At 63.1% G+C, this 15,606-nt stretch carries 13 protein-coding genes; 11 read left to right on the top strand and 2 right to left on the bottom strand.

Annotated elements, in window-relative coordinates:
• Positions 1–31 precede the first annotated feature (31 nt).
• Positions 32–1,408 carry an aminotransferase-like domain-containing protein gene (locus OKB87_RS14480; protein ID WP_041216550.1) on the bottom strand — a complete coding sequence of 459 codons (1,377 nt, stop codon included), beginning with the start codon at positions 1,406–1,408 and terminating at the stop codon, positions 32–34.
• A gap of 117 nt (positions 1,409–1,525) precedes the next feature.
• Here OKB87_RS14480 and OKB87_RS14475 point away from each other — a divergent pair, with 117 nt between their 5' ends.
• The 11 genes from OKB87_RS14475 to OKB87_RS14425 all read left to right on the top strand — a co-directional run bounded on the left by OKB87_RS14475 (position 1,526) and on the right by OKB87_RS14425 (position 14,590).
• Positions 1,526–2,122 (top strand): LysE family translocator, encoded by a 597-nt coding sequence (locus OKB87_RS14475; protein WP_043127371.1) that lies wholly within the window; start codon positions 1,526–1,528, stop codon positions 2,120–2,122.
• 124 nt (positions 2,123–2,246) lie between these two features.
• A complete protein-coding gene (locus tag OKB87_RS14470) occupies positions 2,247–2,837 on the top strand; it encodes a LysE family translocator (RefSeq protein ID WP_017411093.1) in 591 nt (196 codons plus the stop codon).
• A gap of 144 nt (positions 2,838–2,981) precedes the next feature.
• A complete protein-coding gene (locus OKB87_RS14465) occupies positions 2,982–3,674 on the top strand; it encodes an aspartate/glutamate racemase family protein (RefSeq protein WP_270827817.1) in 693 nt (230 codons plus the stop codon).
• Between the two features lie 126 nt (positions 3,675–3,800).
• Entirely contained in the window at positions 3,801–5,465 is a 1,665-nt protein-coding gene (cueO, locus tag OKB87_RS14460; protein ID WP_077096558.1) for a multicopper oxidase CueO, read from the top strand.
• A gap of 160 nt (positions 5,466–5,625) precedes the next feature.
• Complete coding sequence (locus OKB87_RS14455) at positions 5,626–6,732, top strand: 1-acyl-sn-glycerol-3-phosphate acyltransferase (RefSeq protein WP_060390729.1); 1,107 nt, start codon at positions 5,626–5,628, stop codon at positions 6,730–6,732.
• 310 nt (positions 6,733–7,042) lie between these two features.
• Positions 7,043–7,513: a YhcH/YjgK/YiaL family protein gene (locus OKB87_RS14450; RefSeq protein WP_049048167.1), complete on the top strand. Its 471-nt coding sequence runs from the start codon at positions 7,043–7,045 to the stop codon at positions 7,511–7,513.
• 174 nt (positions 7,514–7,687) lie between these two features.
• Positions 7,688–8,887, top strand: coding sequence for an acetate kinase (locus OKB87_RS14445; protein ID WP_024945799.1), 1,200 nt, complete (start codon positions 7,688–7,690; stop codon positions 8,885–8,887).
• A 133-nt stretch (positions 8,888–9,020) separates the two neighbouring features.
• Positions 9,021–10,262: a mechanosensitive ion channel family protein gene (locus OKB87_RS14440; RefSeq protein WP_011707327.1), complete on the top strand. Its 1,242-nt coding sequence runs from the start codon at positions 9,021–9,023 to the stop codon at positions 10,260–10,262.
• 186 nt (positions 10,263–10,448) lie between these two features.
• Positions 10,449–11,375 (top strand): L,D-transpeptidase family protein, encoded by a 927-nt coding sequence (locus tag OKB87_RS14435; RefSeq protein WP_016351926.1) that lies wholly within the window; start codon positions 10,449–10,451, stop codon positions 11,373–11,375.
• A gap of 288 nt (positions 11,376–11,663) precedes the next feature.
• Positions 11,664–13,181, top strand: coding sequence for a sodium/proline symporter PutP (gene putP / locus OKB87_RS14430; RefSeq protein ID WP_270827816.1), 1,518 nt, complete (start codon positions 11,664–11,666; stop codon positions 13,179–13,181).
• A gap of 299 nt (positions 13,182–13,480) precedes the next feature.
• Entirely contained in the window at positions 13,481–14,590 is a 1,110-nt protein-coding gene (locus OKB87_RS14425; RefSeq protein WP_270827815.1) for a hypothetical protein, read from the top strand.
• Between the two features lie 33 nt (positions 14,591–14,623).
• On the opposite strand, the gene OKB87_RS14420 is transcribed toward OKB87_RS14425, so the two are convergent.
• Positions 14,624–15,445 (bottom strand): alpha/beta fold hydrolase, encoded by an 822-nt coding sequence (locus OKB87_RS14420; protein ID WP_270827814.1) that lies wholly within the window; start codon positions 15,443–15,445, stop codon positions 14,624–14,626.
• Positions 15,446–15,606: the final 161 nt, after the last annotated feature.

Below are 15,606 nucleotides of genomic sequence, written 5' to 3'. Positions count from 1 at the left end.
TGGGCGCACGGATGGGCTGGGCCGGGGCTGACTATAGCAGGGTATTGGTGGGCGGCGCGGCGCGCAGCAGACCGGCGAGCCGCTCCAGCCCCTCGGCGACGCGGGCGTCGGTGGCCGGCTGGCTCAGGCTCAGCCGCACGCCCTGCGGGGCGGCGAACTGGCCGGCGGCGAAGTGTTCCCCGCTGGCCACGCCGACGTCAAGGGCATTGGCGGCCTCGGCAAACTCCTGGCTGCGCCAGGGCTCCGGCAGTGGCAGCCAGGCGTGCATGGAGCCCGCCTGCCAGCAGGCCCCCGGCAGCAGGTGGCGCAGCAGCTCGCCGCGACGTGCCAGGATCTGCCGCTGCTGTTCGACCAATGGCATGATCTGGCGCTGGCTCACCAGCTTGCAGGCCAGCTCGATGAGCAGCGGGCTCACCATCCAGCTCGACAGCCGCATCGCCTGGGCGAAGGCACCGCGCAGGGCCGGCGGGGTCAGCACGAAGCCGACCCGCAGGCCGCCACAGGCGATCTTGGCCAGGCTGCCCAGATAGATGACCCGCTCCGGCGCCAGATTGACCAGTGGCGTCACCGGTTGCTGGGGCAGCAGGCCGTTGACGTCGTCCTCGATGATCAGCAGGTCATGGCGACGGGCGATGGCGACGATGGCCTCGCGCCGCGCCAGGCTCATGGTGGCGGTGGTGGGATTTTGCAGGGTGGGGGTGAGGTAGAGCAGCTTGGCGCGGCGGGTACGGCAGGCCGCCTCCAGCGCGTCGGGCAGCAGCCCCTCTGCGTCCATCGCCAACCCCACCACCTGATTCTTCAGCTGACGGGCGTTGCCCAGCATGCCGGGGTAGCTGAGCCCTTCGCAGAACAGGGTCTCCCCCACGCAGCCGGTGGCCAGCAGGGAGAGCATGATGCCGTGCTGGGCGCCGTGGCTGAACAGCAGATACTCCTCGCTGCCCGCCACCCCCTGCTCGGCCAGCCAGTCGATGAACAGCTGGCGCTGGCTCGGCTGGCCCGCCTCCTTGTCATAACCGAGCAGGGCGTTGAGATCCCCGTCCGCCACTTCCGCCAGCATGGGGCGGATGATGGCGGCCCGATCCAGCTGCACCGGCAGGTTCTGCCACAACTCGATGCGGTGCCCCTCCTCCTTGCGGATCACCCAGGCGTTGGCCGGATCCTCATGCTCCCCCTTGACCCAGGTGCCGTGCCCCACTCGGGCGGCCAGCAGCCCGCGTCGCTCCGCCTCGCCATAGGCGCGGGTGACGGTGCCGACGGTGACCCCCAGCTTGTCCGCCAGCGCCCTGTGGGTGGGCAGCCGGGTCTCGGGCGGCAGGGAGCCGTCCTGAATGGCCTGCTCGATGGCCTTCACCAGTTTGAGGTAGAGGGGGCCGGCGAAGGGGGTGAGGTCCGGGGTCCAGATTGTCATGGTGACAATAAATCCATTGATCGAAATGTATCGGCAATATAGCGTGATTTTGAACCCGATAACAACCAAAAGTAGCACATTGTATCGATACAATGTGCGCAGTTCAGGAGTACAAAGATGACGTTCGAATGGTATGCCACCCTGTTTGGCTTTGCGTTGCTCACCTGTGGCACGCCGGGCCCCAACAACCTCATGCTGACCGCCTCCGGCGCCAACTTCGGGGTGCGTCGCACCCTGCCCCATCTGATCGGTGTCGTGGTGGGACAACCCGTCCTGCAACTGGTGCTGGCGCTGGGGCTCTACCCCCTGTTCGAGCGTTGGCCGCTGCTCAAGCTGAGCCTGCAGGTGCTGGGCAGCCTCTATTTGTTGTGGCTGGCATGGCGCATCGCGGTGGCTGGCGCCCCCGGTGATCCGGAACGACGTTCACGCCCGCTGACCCTGCTGGAGGGGCTGGGCTTCCAGTTCCTCAACCCCAAGGCCTGGATGATGGGGATCTCCGCCATCAGTCTGTTCAGTCTGCCGGGCAGTGCTTACTGGCCGAGTCTGTGGGGCATCATGGCCGTCTTCCCCATGGCCGGATTGCCAGTCTGCTTCGCCTGGGTGCTGTTCGGTCATCAGCTCAGCCGCTGGATCAACTCTGACAGAGGCTGGCGCCGGCTCAACGGCAGCTTGGGGGCGCTGACCGCGCTCTGCGTGGTGATGCTCTGGTACTGAGTGCTGCCAGGGGCCGCATAAAGATGCGAAGAAAGTGCATCTGCGGCCTTGTCTGACGGGCACCGGCTCTGCATATTAGAAGGCTTGTCGCCGAGTCGGCGCCCTGCATCATCAAGAGGTTGAGATGGATCTGAACTGGTTGCTTCCCCTGGCGGGCTTTGCCCTCATCACTTGTGGCACGCCGGGCCCCAACAACATGCTGCTCACCAGCGCCGGTGCGGCCCAGGGCTTTCGCCGCAGCGTACCCCTGCTGGTGGGCGTGGTGGGGGGGATCAACCTGATGATCCTGGCCACGGCGCTGGGGCTGGGGGTGATGTTCGAGCAGCTGCCGCTGCTGCACGACGGGCTCAAGCTCATCGGCTCGGCCTACCTGCTCTGGCTGGCCTGGAAGGTGGCGACCGCCAGCGGCCCGGCCGAGGGCAACCGGCCGCTGATCCCGGCCCATCAGGGAGCCATGCTGCAGTTGCTCAACCCCAAGGCGTGGATGATGGCGCTCTCCGCCATCAGCGGCTTCACCCTGGCGGGGGAGGCCTACTGGCCCTCCGCCATCTGGGTGCTCGGCATCTTCTTCGTGACCGGCCTCTATACCGGGGCCTTCTGGGTGCTGTTCGGTGCCCAGGTGCGCCGCCTCATTCGCACCGCCAGAGGCTGGCGTCGTTTCAATCTCGGCATGGGGGTCGCCACGGCGGCCTGCGTGCTGATGATATGGATTTAGTCCGGGCCTGTGCCCGGGCCTTTACCGGCTGTCTTGTTGGCCCTGCGGGGCCTTTTTTATTCACGGGGCGGTGCGATGACGCGCGCCGCCCTCTGGTTGATTTGCACAATCGGTGTACACGATCGGTTTGCACAAGGAGGTCCCATGAAATGTATCGGTCTGCTGGGTGGCATGAGCTGGGAGTCCACCGTCAGCTACTATCAGGCGCTCAACCGGGGCGTGCGCGAGCGGCTCGGCGGCCTGCACTCGGCGCGGGTGCTGCTGAGCAGCGTCGACTTTGCCGAGATAGAGCGGTTGCAGCACATCGGGGACTGGCCCGCCACCGCTCGTCTGCTGGCGGCCGAGGCGCGGGCCATCCAGGCCGGCGGCGCCGATTTTCTGCTGATCGGCACCAACACCATGCACAAGGTGGCGCCCGAGATCGAGGCTGCCATCGATATCCCGCTGCTCCATATCGCCGATGCCACCGCGCGTCAGCTGCAAGCGGACGGGATCCAAAGGGTCGGCCTGCTCGGCACCCGCTTCACCATGGAGCAGGATTTCTACAAGGGGCGCTTGCAGGACAAGTTCGGGCTGGAGGTGCTGGTGCCCGGCGAGGCGCAGCGGGAGCGGGTGCACCGCATCATCTATGACGAGCTGTGCCTTGGCGACATTCGCGAGGCATCGCGGGCCGAGTACCTGGCCATCATCAGTGCGCTGGCCGACGCGGGAGCCCAGGCGGTGATCCTCGGCTGCACCGAGATAGCCCTGCTGGTGGGGGAGGCCAATGCTGCGGTGCTGCTCTACGATACCACTGCCATCCACGCCGAGGCGGCGGTGAGCCTGGCGTTGGCTTGACGACCATGGCACTGCTGGCAAGCGGATAAGCCAGAAATTGTCCGGCCGCCGGCTTGGCAGGGCTTGACCTTGACGCAGGGTTGCTGCTTAGGCTGAAGGTCCGCTTTGGCCAACGAGGAACGACTCATGCAGCGTCGCGATTTTCTCAAATTCTCCACTGCCGTCGGTATCGCCGGCGCCCTGCCCCGGTGGGGTCGGGCGGTTGCCGCCGAGCGGCCAGCCCTGCCGATTCCCGCGTTGCTGGAGGCGGATACCAGCGGCGTGTTCCAGCTCAGGGCCCAGCCGGGCCAGATGCAGTGGCGACGCCAGCCGACCCATAGCTGGGGCTACAACGGCAACCTGCTCGGCCCCACTTTGCGTGCCCGTCAGGGGCAGGCGGTGCGAGTCCGGGTCGCCAACCAGCTGGCGGAGACCACCACTGTGCACTGGCACGGGCTGGAGGTGCCCGGCACCGCCGATGGCGGCCCGCAGGCCAGCATCCCGTCCGGCAAAGAGTGGCAGGCGGCGTTTCGCATCGAGCAGCCGGCGGCCACCTGCTGGTATCACCCCCACACCCACGGACAGACCGGCCATCAGGTGGCCATGGGGCTGGCCGGGCTCTTCATCCTCGACGACGAGGAGAGCCTGCGGCTGCCGCTGCCCCAGCGCTGGGGTGTGGACGACATCCCGCTGGTACTGCAGGACAAGCGCCTCGATGGGCGGGATCAGGTGGACTACCAGCTGGATGTGATGAGCGCGGCGGTCGGCTGGTTCGGCGATCTGATGCTGACCAACGGCGCCGTCTATCCGGCCCACGATGCGCCTCGCGGCTGGCTGCGCTTGCGGCTGCTCAACGGCTGCAATGCCCGCTCCCTCACGCTGGCGACCAGTGACGGCCGCCCCTTGTATGTGATCGGCAGTGATGGCGGCCTGCTGGCGGAGCCGGTGGCGCTGAGCGAGCTGGCGCTGCTGCCGGGGGAGCGCTTCGAGGTGATGGTGGATGCCCGCAACGGCAAGGCGTTCGACCTGCTCACCCTGCCGGTACGCCAGATGGGGATGACCCTGGCGCCGTTCGATGCGGCCCTGCCGCTGCTGCGGATCCGGCCCTCCCTCATCGAGGGCAAGGGACGCTTGCCGGACAGCCTGGCCCGGCTGCCGGCGCTGCCGGCCACCCAAGGCTTGCCGAGCCGCACCCTGACCCTGTCGATGGATCCCGAGCTGGACCGGCAGGGGATGCAGGCGCTAATGAGCCGCTACGGCCACGGCGCCATGGCGGGCATGAGCATGGCCCACGGCGATACGGGCACCATGGCCGGGATGAAGATGGACGGGCAGGGCGAGGGGATGGCCGGTATGTCGATGGCGGGGATGGATCATGGCGCCATGGCCATGCCAGCGGGCGAGATGCAGCACGACACCATGGCGGGGATGCAGGAGGACAAGGGCAGTGCCAAGCCGCTGGATCTGCACGGCGGCAACCGCATCAACGGCCAGGCCTTCGCCATGAACGACCCGCAGTTTGCGGTCAAGCGCGGCCGTACCGAGCGCTGGATCATCTCGGGGGAGGGGGACATGATGCTGCACCCCTTCCATATTCACGGCTCCCGCTTCCGGATCCTGAGCGAGAACGGTCAGCCGGTGGCACCGCATCGCGCCGGCTGGAAGGACATCGTCAAGGTGGAGGGCGGGCGCAGCGAGGTGCTGGTGCGTTTCGATCACACGGCGCCCAAGGAGCGGGCCTACATGGCCCACTGCCATCTGCTGGAGCACGAGGATACCGGCATGATGCTCTCGTTCACGGTGGAAGAGTAAAAAAGAATGGCCCGAACGGGGCCATTTGTTCATTTCACTGGTCAGATCTCACTATCTACGCACGCCACATACCCCTCGGCATAAAAGCGTGTAAAATTGCGCCCTGAATTTTCCGGCCAGCGCGCGCTGGCCGCGACTCCTTACCTGCAAGGCTGACACTGTGACTGAAGTAGATAGATTCGCGGACATTCGCCCCTACCGCGATGAGGAAGTGCCGGCAGCCATCGAACGGCTGATCCGGGATGATGAATTTGTCGGCGCCATCGCCAAGTATCGTTTCGGCTCCCTGATGAGCTGGCTGGGCTGGGCCATCCGCCCGCTGATCCGCCAGTTCCTGCGCTACAAGTGGTCCAAGGTGACCACCATCCATCAGGTGCAGATGGGAGTGACCCGCTACATGAGCCGGATGATCGCCACCTCCACCCAGGGGGTGACCTTCTCCGGGCTCGAGCATCTGAAGAAGGAGCAGGGCTACCTGTTCGTCTCCAACCACAGGGACATCGCCATGGATCCGGCGTTCGTCAACTGGGGGCTGCACACCCACGGGTTCGATACCGTGCGCATTGCCATCGGCGACAACCTGCTGCGCAAACCCTGCGCCACCGAGCTGATGAAGCTCAACAAGAGCTTCATCGTCAAGCGCTCCGCAAAGGGGCCGCGGGAGATGATGAAGGCGCTCGGCGAGCTGTCCGCCTACATCGGCCAGTCGGTGCACGAAGGCCACTCCATCTGGATTGCCCAGAAGGAAGGGCGCGCCAAGAACGGCGATGACAAGACCGATCCGGCCATCCTCAAGATGTTCTACGTGGACGGCAAGAAGCAGAAGATCGAGTTCGTCGACTACATGCGCAGCCTCAATATCGTGCCGGTCAGCATCAGCTACGAGCTGGATCCCACCGACAAGGCCAAGGCGCGCGAGCTGTACGAGAAGTCGGTCAACGGCAGCTACGAGAAGGGCGAGTTCGAAGACATCGAGAGCATTGTCGCCGGCATCGTCGGCCAGAAGGGGCGGGTACACGTCTCCTTCGGCGCCCCCATCACCGAGGGCTTCAGCGATCCGGATGAACTGGCTGCGCTCATCGACAAGGCGATCTGGGGCAACTACCGCCTCTTCCCGGGCAACTACCTGGCTGCAGATGTGGCAGGCAAGGCCAACACCATCGAGCAGGCTGCCTTCCTGAGCCGTCAGTCGGAGGTGCCGGAAGAGCACAAGGCCATCTGGCGCGCCATGTACGCCAAGCCGGTGGAGAACGCCGGCAAGGCTTGAATGGCACCGGTTATCACCGGGTGATGCGAAAAAAACGGGAGCAGATGCTCCCGTTTTTGCGTCTGGTCAAAGTCGGCGGTGCTGGAGTAGTGAATAATATTGTTTCAGCTGGTACGATCACTGGGCGAACGCGCTTGCGCCTCTTGGCAAGCCGCGGATGAGTGTGTAACAGTGCACTCATCCCGCTTGATACGAGCAAATGCTCTATCTCTGTCTGCACGGATTGCAGGCGGTGTGACACAAGGACCTCAACAGGGTCCTTTTTCATTTTGCGGCTAAGATGTCGCCTGAATACACCTAAGGAAGCGCCATGATCACCGGCAGTCTGAACACCCTGCAGCGCACGCCGCTGCCCGCCCCGCTGGACCGCATCATGGTCGAGGTGGTGCAAAGCGTCGAACAGTGGCTGCAGGCGCCGCTCGGCAAGCAGGAGATCGACGGTCTCAAGCTGTTCTGCCTGGTGAGCGAAGAGCTGACCGAGCCGGCCGCGGATCGCCGTGGCGAGTTCCATCAGCAGTATCTGGACATCCAGCTGCTGCTGCGTGGCGAAGAGTGGATCGGGGTCGGGCCCCATGGCTATGTTGCCGAAGGCGCCGATCATCCCCATCCCGACCTCTGGTTCGTCGAGGACGAACAGACCAGTTATCTGGCGTTGCAGCCCGGCGACTTCGCCATCTTCTGGCCGGGAGAACTGCATCGCCCCCTCTGCACCCCCAACCAGCCGGCTCAGGTGAAGAAGCTGGTGGTCAAGGTGCACCGGGATCTGCTGGCCGGCCTGTGACCGCTGGCGCAGCCTGGCTGAGACGAGTGCCCGGAATCATCCGGATTTGCACTTAACATATTGAAAAATTGGGCGCACTTTCCTGCGACCATAAGCCCCCGGCAGGGGAATCCCATCCACTTTGGATGACACGACACTGTCGGCATAAAGCCGAAGCACAGGAAGATGTAGAACATGAGCAAGTTGGTATTGATCCTTAACTGCGGTAGCTCTTCCCTGAAATTTGCCGTAATGGACGCCGAAACAGGTGAGGACATGCTGTCCGGCCTGGCCGAATGCTTCAATCTGGATGATGCACGTATCAAATGGAAACTCCACGGGGTCAAAGGCGAAGCCATGCTGGGCGCGGGCGCCGCGCACCAGGAGGCCCTCGACCACATCGTGGGTCACATCCTGCCGCAGGATCCGACTCTGGCCGAGCAGCTGGTGGCCATCGGTCACCGCATCGTGCACGGTGGCGAGCAGTTCTCCCGTTCCGTTCGCATCGATGACGGCGTGATTGCCGGTATCGAAGCCGCCATTCCGTTCGCCCCCCTGCACAACCCGGCGCACCTGATCGGCATCCGTGCCGCGCTGAAGGTGTTCCCGGCGCTGGCAGAGAAGAACGTGGCCGTGTTCGACACCGCCTTCCACCAGACCCTGCCACAGGAAGCCTACCTCTACGCGCTGCCCTACAAGCTCTACAAAGAGAACGGCATCCGTCGTTACGGCGCCCATGGCACCTCCCACCGCTTCATCGCAGAAGAGACCGCCAAGGCGCTGGGCAAGCCGCTCTCCGAGCTCAACATCATCAACTGCCACCTGGGTAACGGCGCCTCCGTCTGCGCCATCCGTGGCGGCGAATCCGTCGACACCTCCATGGGCCTGACCCCGCTGGAAGGGCTGGCGATGGGCACCCGCTCCGGCGACATAGACCCCGCTGTAGTCTTCTTCATGCACGACCAGCTCGGTTACAGCGTGGAGCAGATCAACCACACCCTGACCCGCGAGTCCGGCCTGCTGGGCATGACCGAGGCGAGCAGCGACTGCCGCTATGTCACCACCAACTACGCCACCGACGCCGGTGCCAAGCGCGCGCTGGACGTGTTCACCTACCGGGTGGCCAAGTATGTCGGCGCCTACGCTGCCGCCATGGATGGTCGTCTGGACGCCCTGGTGTTCACCGGTGGTATCGGTGAAAACGCCGCCATGGTGCGCGAGATGGTGCTGGCCCGTCTGGCCCTGTTCGGCTTCAAGATCGACAAGGAAGCCAACAACGCCGCGGTGCTGGGCGGTGAAGGCCCCATCACGGCCGAAGGCAGCCGCCTGGCGCTGGTGATGCCCACCAACGAAGAGCTGGTCATCGCCCGCGATGCCCTGAGCCTGGTCGGCTAACGCACCCTCGCTCCCAGACAACGCCCGGCCCCTGCCGGGCGTTGTCGTTTGTGGCGGCCGTGGCGCCGGCTGTCATTTGACATGGGGTGGCAGATACGTACCCTGACCGCAGTTTCACGCACAGGAGGATGGGATGAAGGAGATGTTTTTTCGCTGGCTGGCCGGGCTCGGGCTGGAGGTAACCGGCATGATGGGGCTGGTGATCGCCCTCGGCTTTATCGTGCTCACCTCACTGCTGCTGCACATGCTGCTGCACCGGGTGCTGCTGGTGCGGCTGGTGGGGGTGCTCGGCAAGACCAAGCAGGTATGGCTGCCGCCCCAGTTGCAGCAGCGATTGTTCTACCGGCTCGCCTTCGTGCTGCAGGGGGCCGTGCTGCTCGGTCAGGCCGAGATCTGGCTGCCGCGCAACTCCGACAGCCTGCAACTGATCGAGATGGTGGCCCAGCTCTGGATCCTGCTGTTCCTGCTGCTCTCCCTGTTTGCCCTGCTCGACTGCATGCTGTCGGTGAGCCGCTACACCCGGCTCGGGCGGGATCTGCCCCTGCGCGGTATCTTCCAGGGGGTGAAGCTGGTGGGCAGCATCCTGGTGGGTATCCTGATGATCGCCCTGCTGCTCGGCAAGTCGCCGCTGTTCCTATTCAGCGGTCTGGGTGCCATGACCGCAGTGCTGATGTTGGTGTTCAAGGATCCTATCCTCGGGCTGGTGGCCGGCATCCAGCTCTCCGCCAACCGGATGCTGAGTGTCGGTGACTGGCTGCAGATGGACAAGTACGGCGCCGATGGCGAGGTGACCGACATCGGCCTCACCACGGTCAAGGTGTCGAACTGGGACAAGACCATCACCACCATCCCCACCTATGCCCTGATTTCCGACTCCTTCAAGAACTGGCAGGGGATGACGGAGTCGGGTGGTCGGCGCATCAAGCGCAGCGTCAACATCGACATGACCAGCGTGCGCTTCCTGACGGCGGACGAGCAGCTGCAGCTCAAGCAGGCCCAGCTGCTGGCGCCCTATCTGAGCCGCAAGGAGCAGGAGCTGAGCGCCTACAACCAGCAGTTGAGCGACGCCATCAGCTGCCCCATCAACGGTCGTCACCTCACCAACCTCGGCACCCTGCGCGCCTATCTGGACGCCTACCTGCGCGCCCACCCCGGCATTCGCAAGGACATGACCCTGATGGTGCGCCAGCTGGCACCGACCTCGGACGGCCTGCCGCTGGAGATCTACTGCTTCACGGCGACCACCGCCTGGGCCGATTACGAAGGGATCCAGGCCGACATTTTCGACCACATCTTTGCCATCATTGAGCAATTTCATCTGCGGTTGCACCAATCTCCCACAGGTTACGATATGCGCGCCTGGCAAAAGGGGTAAACGACCGACCGGCAGGGGCTGGCGGCGGATAAAAAAGCGATATTAATCGCTGACCCGCCGCCACTTGTCAGTTGAAATTTGCCCGGCAGAGGAGAAAAATGGCGGCCTTCTCTTCGCCCCCTGGATCGCCCGCCGCTCCCGGGTCAGCCCAGAGTCTTGAACCACGTCATCCATTACAGGAAAGTTATGAAGCTCCTCCACACTACTGCGGCCGCGCTGTGCTGCAGCCTCCTCTTGGGCGCCGCGCCTGCGCTCGCGGTTGAATACGCCCTGCCTGCGGCCAACAGCCGCCTGGTGGGTGAAAATCTGGAATACGTGGTCCCGGCCGAAGAAAACGGCCAGCCGCTGGAGGCCGCCGCCGCCAAATTCCAGCTGGGGCTGACCAACATGCTGGAGGCCAATCCCAAGGCGGATCCCCTGCTGCTGCAGACCGGCGAGAAGCTGATCGTGCCGCACCAGCTGATCCTGCCGGATGCACCCCGTGAAGGCATCGTGCTGAACGTGGCCGAGATGCGCCTCTATTACTACCCGAAAGGCAAGAAGGTGGTGGAAGTGCTGCCCATCGGCATCGGCCAGCTCGGCACCGACACCCCGGAAAACTGGGTGACCAGCGTGCAGCGCAAGAAGGCGGGCCCGACCTGGACCCCGACCGCCAAGATGCATGCCGAATATGCCGCCCGTGGCGAAAGCCTGCCTGCGGTGTGGCCGGCCGGCCCGGACAACCCCATGGGGCTGTTCGCGCTCTACATCGGCAAGATGTACGCCATCCACGGCACCAATGCCCAGTTCGGCATCGGCCTGCGGGTGAGCCACGGCTGCGTGCGCCTGCGCAACGACGATATCGAGTACCTGTTCAAGAAGGTACCGGTCGGTACCCGCGTCCAGTTCGTCAACCAGCCGATCAAGGCCAGTGTCGAGCCGGATGGCCGCCGCTACCTGGAAGTGCATCAGCCGCTCTCCCGCAATCAGGAGGAGTTCAACTCCAGCCTGCCTGCACCGCTGCCGATGACCCCGGCGGTGACCCGCTTCATCGCCCACGCCGACAGCGACTCCCAGCTGGTCAAGCAGGCGCTGGAGCAGCGCAGCGGCATGCCGATCGCGATCAATCGCTGATTGGTGCTTGCCGACATGGCCCCGACCTCTGGTCGGGGCTTTTTTTTTGCTGCCGTGGCGGGGTTGTGCCGCGGATCGTGCCCGGCGGATAAGCAGTTGCTGCATCAGGATAAAATCTGGCGGAACGGGGCAAAGCTGGTCTGTTGGTTAAAGATGAAACGTTTATATTGTGTTTTCTGTTTGTTAAAAAAGGTTGAGGTCATGGGATCTGCTGATTAAGCTAGGGCGGTTTTTTAAGGAAGAGCCCGTCGTCAGAACGGGTACACACGTCACATAACGGAGTTTTGAATGACAGCCAGCACACCCATGCTCATCACCTTTCTGGTGTACATCCTCGGGATGGTCCTGATCGGCTTTATCGCCTATCGCGCCACCCGCAACTTTGACGACTACATTCTCGGCGGCCGCCGGATGGGGAGCTGGGTGACCGCCCTCTCCGCCGGTGCCTCCGACATGAGCGGCTGGCTCTTGATGGGCCTGCCGGGCGCCGTCTTCATTGGCGGCATCTCCGAGAGCTGGATCGCCATCGGCCTCACCCTGGGGGCCTACCTCAACTGGCGCTGGGTCGCCGGCCGGCTGCGGGTGCATACCGAGAAGAACCGCAACGCCCTGACCCTGCCGGACTACTTCACCTACCGCTTCGAGGACAAGAGCCGGGTGCTGCGCATCCTCTCCGCCCTGGTGATCCTGCTGTTCTTCACCATCTACTGCGCCTCCGGCGTAGTGGCCGGTGCCCGCCTGTTCGAGAGCACCTTCGGCATGAGCTATGACACCGCCCTCTGGGTCGGCGCCGCGGCCACCATCACCTATACCTTCTTCGGCGGCTTCCTTGCGGTGAGCTGGACCGATACGGTGCAGGCCACCCTGATGATCTTCGCCCTGATCCTGACCCCGGTGTTCGTCATCATCGCGGTGGGCGGCATCGACACTGCCATGGTGCAGGTGGCGGCGCAGAACGCCAGCAACCTCGACATGTTCAAGAACCTGGACTTCATCGCCATCATCTCGCTGATGGCCTGGGGCCTGGGCTACTTCGGCCAGCCCCACATCCTGGCGCGCTTCATGGCGGCGGATTCCCACCACTCCATGACCAATGCCCGTCGCATCAGCATGACCTGGATGGTGCTCTGCCTGGGCGGCGCCGTGGCCATCGGCTTCTTCGGCCTGGCCTACTTCTCCACCTTCACCGAACAGGCGGCCGGCGTCACCGGCAACCCGGAGCGGGTCTTCATCGAGCTCTCCAAGATCCTGTTCAATCCCTGGATCGCCGGCGTGCTGCTCTCCGCCATCCTGGCGGCGGTAATGAGTACCCTCAGTTGCCAGCTGCTGGTCTGCTCCAGCGCCATCACCGAGGATCTCTACAAGCCGTTCCTGCGCAAGAACGCCTCCCAGCAGGAGCTGGTGTGGGTCGGTCGTGCCATGGTGCTGGTGATCGCGCTGATCGCCATCGCCGTCGCCATGAACCCGGAGAACCGGGTGCTGGGGCTGGTGAGCTACGCCTGGGCCGGCTTTGGCGCTGCCTTCGGCCCCGTGGTGTTGCTCTCCGTGCTCTGGTCGCGGATGACCCGCAACGGCGCCCTGGCGGGCATGCTGGTGGGCGCCCTGACCGTCATCGTCTGGAAGCAGTTCGGCTGGCTGGGGCTCTATGAAATCATCCCGGGCTTCCTCTTCTCCGGACTCGCCATCGTGGTGTTCAGCCTGCTGGACAAGGCCCCCTCCAAGGCCATGCTGGAGCGCTTCGACGACGCCGAGCGCGAGTTCCAGACCCCGCCGGATGCGCTGGGTCAGCCGGTTGCAGTCAACTGAGTTGGCTACTGCCGATAACAAAAAGCCCCGCGATGCGGGGCTTTTTACCAGTACAAGCGACAGATCCGTATCGAAGACGCTCTAGATGCCAAAGATCCTTTCTGCGGTCTGAAAGAAGTTAAAAACCGGGCTTAATTGCTTGGCTTGCTCGTGTTTGAGTTGGCATGATGAAAGCCGGAACCGTATGGTTCCTGTTTCATCTGTTGATTGCCCATTTCTGCGAGAGAAAATTTCAATATGCCCACTCTGATGAGTGGGCAGCGTGAGGATGGACAATAGCCACAACACAGGAGAGAAGGGTGATAGCAAGGTTTTGGCTGGGGTTGGGTTGTTTGTTGCTAGCTATGGTTACGCAGGCCAGCGAGGTGTATCAGGGCAAGGTAGGACGAATGCCGGTAGTGATGACCCTTGATACGTCATCAGATGGTACGGTCAGTGGGCGTTACTTCTACCGCAAGTACCGAAAGGATATTCCCCTGTCGGGTAAGTGGGAGGGTAAGACCCTGCAGCTCTCAGAATTGTGGGATAACAGTGAACCCGAAAAGATCGCCATGCTCCTTGAGCGCTCCGGTAATGGCCTTCAGGGAACATGGGCCGGGAAGAAGCCTATTTCTGTGGTATTGAAGGTGGTCGATAGCAGCGCCATTGATATACAGGATCCGGTTCTTGTCAGCTGGCGTAAGCGTGATCTTTATGAACTCATGCGACTTGAAGGACTTTCACTAAAACCGGGCAAGCGAGAGTCATTTCAGGGTTATAGCTTGCAATGGCTGCAAGAGCCGCAAAGCAAAATTGCGTATTTTCGTATTACGTCAGGGCTACCTGCTGAGCAGCTTGGGAAACTCAATCATGTGCTGGCAGAGCGTCAGTGGAGCGAGGTCGCCAGTTATTTTCAGTGTATGAGTACCCCTATGGGTGGGGAATTCGACCAGACGGTTACGCCCCGTTTCATCAGTCCGAACTTGCTCAGCGCCAGTATCTTTACCGGCTATTTTTGCGGTGGTGCACACCCTGACTTTGGTGATTCGCCATTAAACATTAATCTTGCCACCGGAGAGATGCTGACACTCGAAGACCTGCTCTGGGTTGGTAGTGGAGCTCCAGTAAAGTTCGATAGTCGGTCGTATGACCCTGCAGCATCTGAGTACAAGGAGAAGTATCTGGCCCCTTGGCTCGTAAACGAGTTTCGGCGGCTCTACCCCAATGATATGGTTCCCGATGCGGAAGAGTGCAATTACGCAGATCCGTCAGTCTGGGAGTATGCCTCTTGGTATATGACAGAGAAGGGGATAGTGTTGGACCCTTCTTTTCCCCGTGTCGAGCGTAACTGCGAGCTGACCGAGTGGAGCATACTACCCTGGTCGGTTATCAAGCAGCACCCGGGGCGATTACCACAGCTGATGCCTTGATGAAAAAACCGGAACCCTTGGGTTCCGGTTTTTTCATGCCTGCTGTTTGAGCCAACGCAGCAGCTGCTGCACAAACAGCGCGGGTTGCTCGATGGGGTAGAGATGGCCGACATCCGCCACCTGCAGGCGCTGGCAGGCGGGGATGGCGTTGCCAAGGGCCTCGCACACTTGCGCAAACAGCGCTCTGGTCTGCGCGCCCTGCACGATGCAGGTGGGCATGCTGAGCGCGGCAAGGCGCGACGGCGACCAATCCGGCCGCTTGTTCTGGCTCAGCTGCTTGGGCAGGCTGGCGGCCTCTGCCAGCTGGGCCTGCTGCCACTTGAGGGATTGCGCGGCAAAGTAGCCCGGGCGGCCCCCCGAGCCATCGATCAGGGTGGCCACCGCCTCTTGCAACTGCCCAGCTTCAACCTGACCAAACACGGGGCCGAACATGGCGCCGGCATCGGTCATAAAGGCGGCGAGCCCCTGCTCATCCAGCACCCCCGGGCAGCCCGGCTCCACCAGATAGAGGCTTCGGACGCGCTCCGGAGCTTGCAAGGCGACGGTCAGTACCACATCAGCGCCATAAGACCAGCCGACCAGATGGATAGGCCCACACGCCAGCTGTGCCAGCAGCGCCAGCAGATCGCCGGCATGGGTCTCTAGGCCGAAAGGCCCCTCTGTGCCCGCCTCGCCAAAGTGGCGCAGGGTGGGGGCATAGACGGTGTAGTGCTGTGAGAGCCGCTCGATATGTTCGAGCCAGAGGGTATGGTTGGCCAGCGCGCCATGGATCAGCAGCTGCGGCTCACCGGAACCGGCCTGCAGGCAGGGCATTGGGCTGCCATTGATCATAAAAGTGTGAGTCTGTGACTGCATATCAACGCCTCCTCGGCGTGTCGTAGAAGTGGGAGAGTATATGAAAGGGCCCTGCGGCCCGTAATCGAGCTATATCAAGCTGGCGATGGCCACTATAAGCAGAAGTTAGATCATCGGCGGAAAACCCATAAATCCAGCTTATATTGACACCGGCGCACCTT

It is taken from the genome of Aeromonas sp. Y318-1 (assembly GCF_027706125.1).
Classification (GTDB): Bacteria; Pseudomonadota; Gammaproteobacteria; order Enterobacterales; family Aeromonadaceae; genus Aeromonas; species Aeromonas hydrophila.
Note: the sequence above shows the minus strand (reverse complement) of the source record. Positions and strands in the feature narration are given on the sequence as shown.

Excerpts from the sequence above, each read along its gene's own strand:
- OKB87_RS14475 (WP_043127371.1), top strand. The coding sequence starts at position 1,526 with ATGACGTTCGAATGGTATGCCACCCTGTTTGGCTTTGCGTTGCTCACC.
- OKB87_RS14450 (WP_049048167.1), top strand. The coding sequence starts at position 7,043 with ATGATCACCGGCAGTCTGAACACCCTGCAGCGCACGCCGCTGCCCGCC.
- OKB87_RS14440 (WP_011707327.1), top strand. The coding sequence starts at position 9,021 with ATGAAGGAGATGTTTTTTCGCTGGCTGGCCGGGCTCGGGCTGGAGGTA.
- OKB87_RS14445 (WP_024945799.1), top strand. The coding sequence starts at position 7,688 with ATGAGCAAGTTGGTATTGATCCTTAACTGCGGTAGCTCTTCCCTGAAA.
- putP (WP_270827816.1), top strand. The coding sequence starts at position 11,664 with ATGACAGCCAGCACACCCATGCTCATCACCTTTCTGGTGTACATCCTC.
- OKB87_RS14435 (WP_016351926.1), top strand. The coding sequence starts at position 10,449 with ATGAAGCTCCTCCACACTACTGCGGCCGCGCTGTGCTGCAGCCTCCTC.
- OKB87_RS14480 (WP_041216550.1), bottom strand. The coding sequence starts at position 1,408 with ATGACAATCTGGACCCCGGACCTCACCCCCTTCGCCGGCCCCCTCTAC.
- OKB87_RS14470 (WP_017411093.1), top strand. The coding sequence starts at position 2,247 with ATGGATCTGAACTGGTTGCTTCCCCTGGCGGGCTTTGCCCTCATCACT.
- OKB87_RS14420 (WP_270827814.1), bottom strand. The coding sequence starts at position 15,445 with ATGCAGTCACAGACTCACACTTTTATGATCAATGGCAGCCCAATGCCC.
- cueO (WP_077096558.1), top strand. The coding sequence starts at position 3,801 with ATGCAGCGTCGCGATTTTCTCAAATTCTCCACTGCCGTCGGTATCGCC.
- OKB87_RS14465 (WP_270827817.1), top strand. The coding sequence starts at position 2,982 with ATGAAATGTATCGGTCTGCTGGGTGGCATGAGCTGGGAGTCCACCGTC.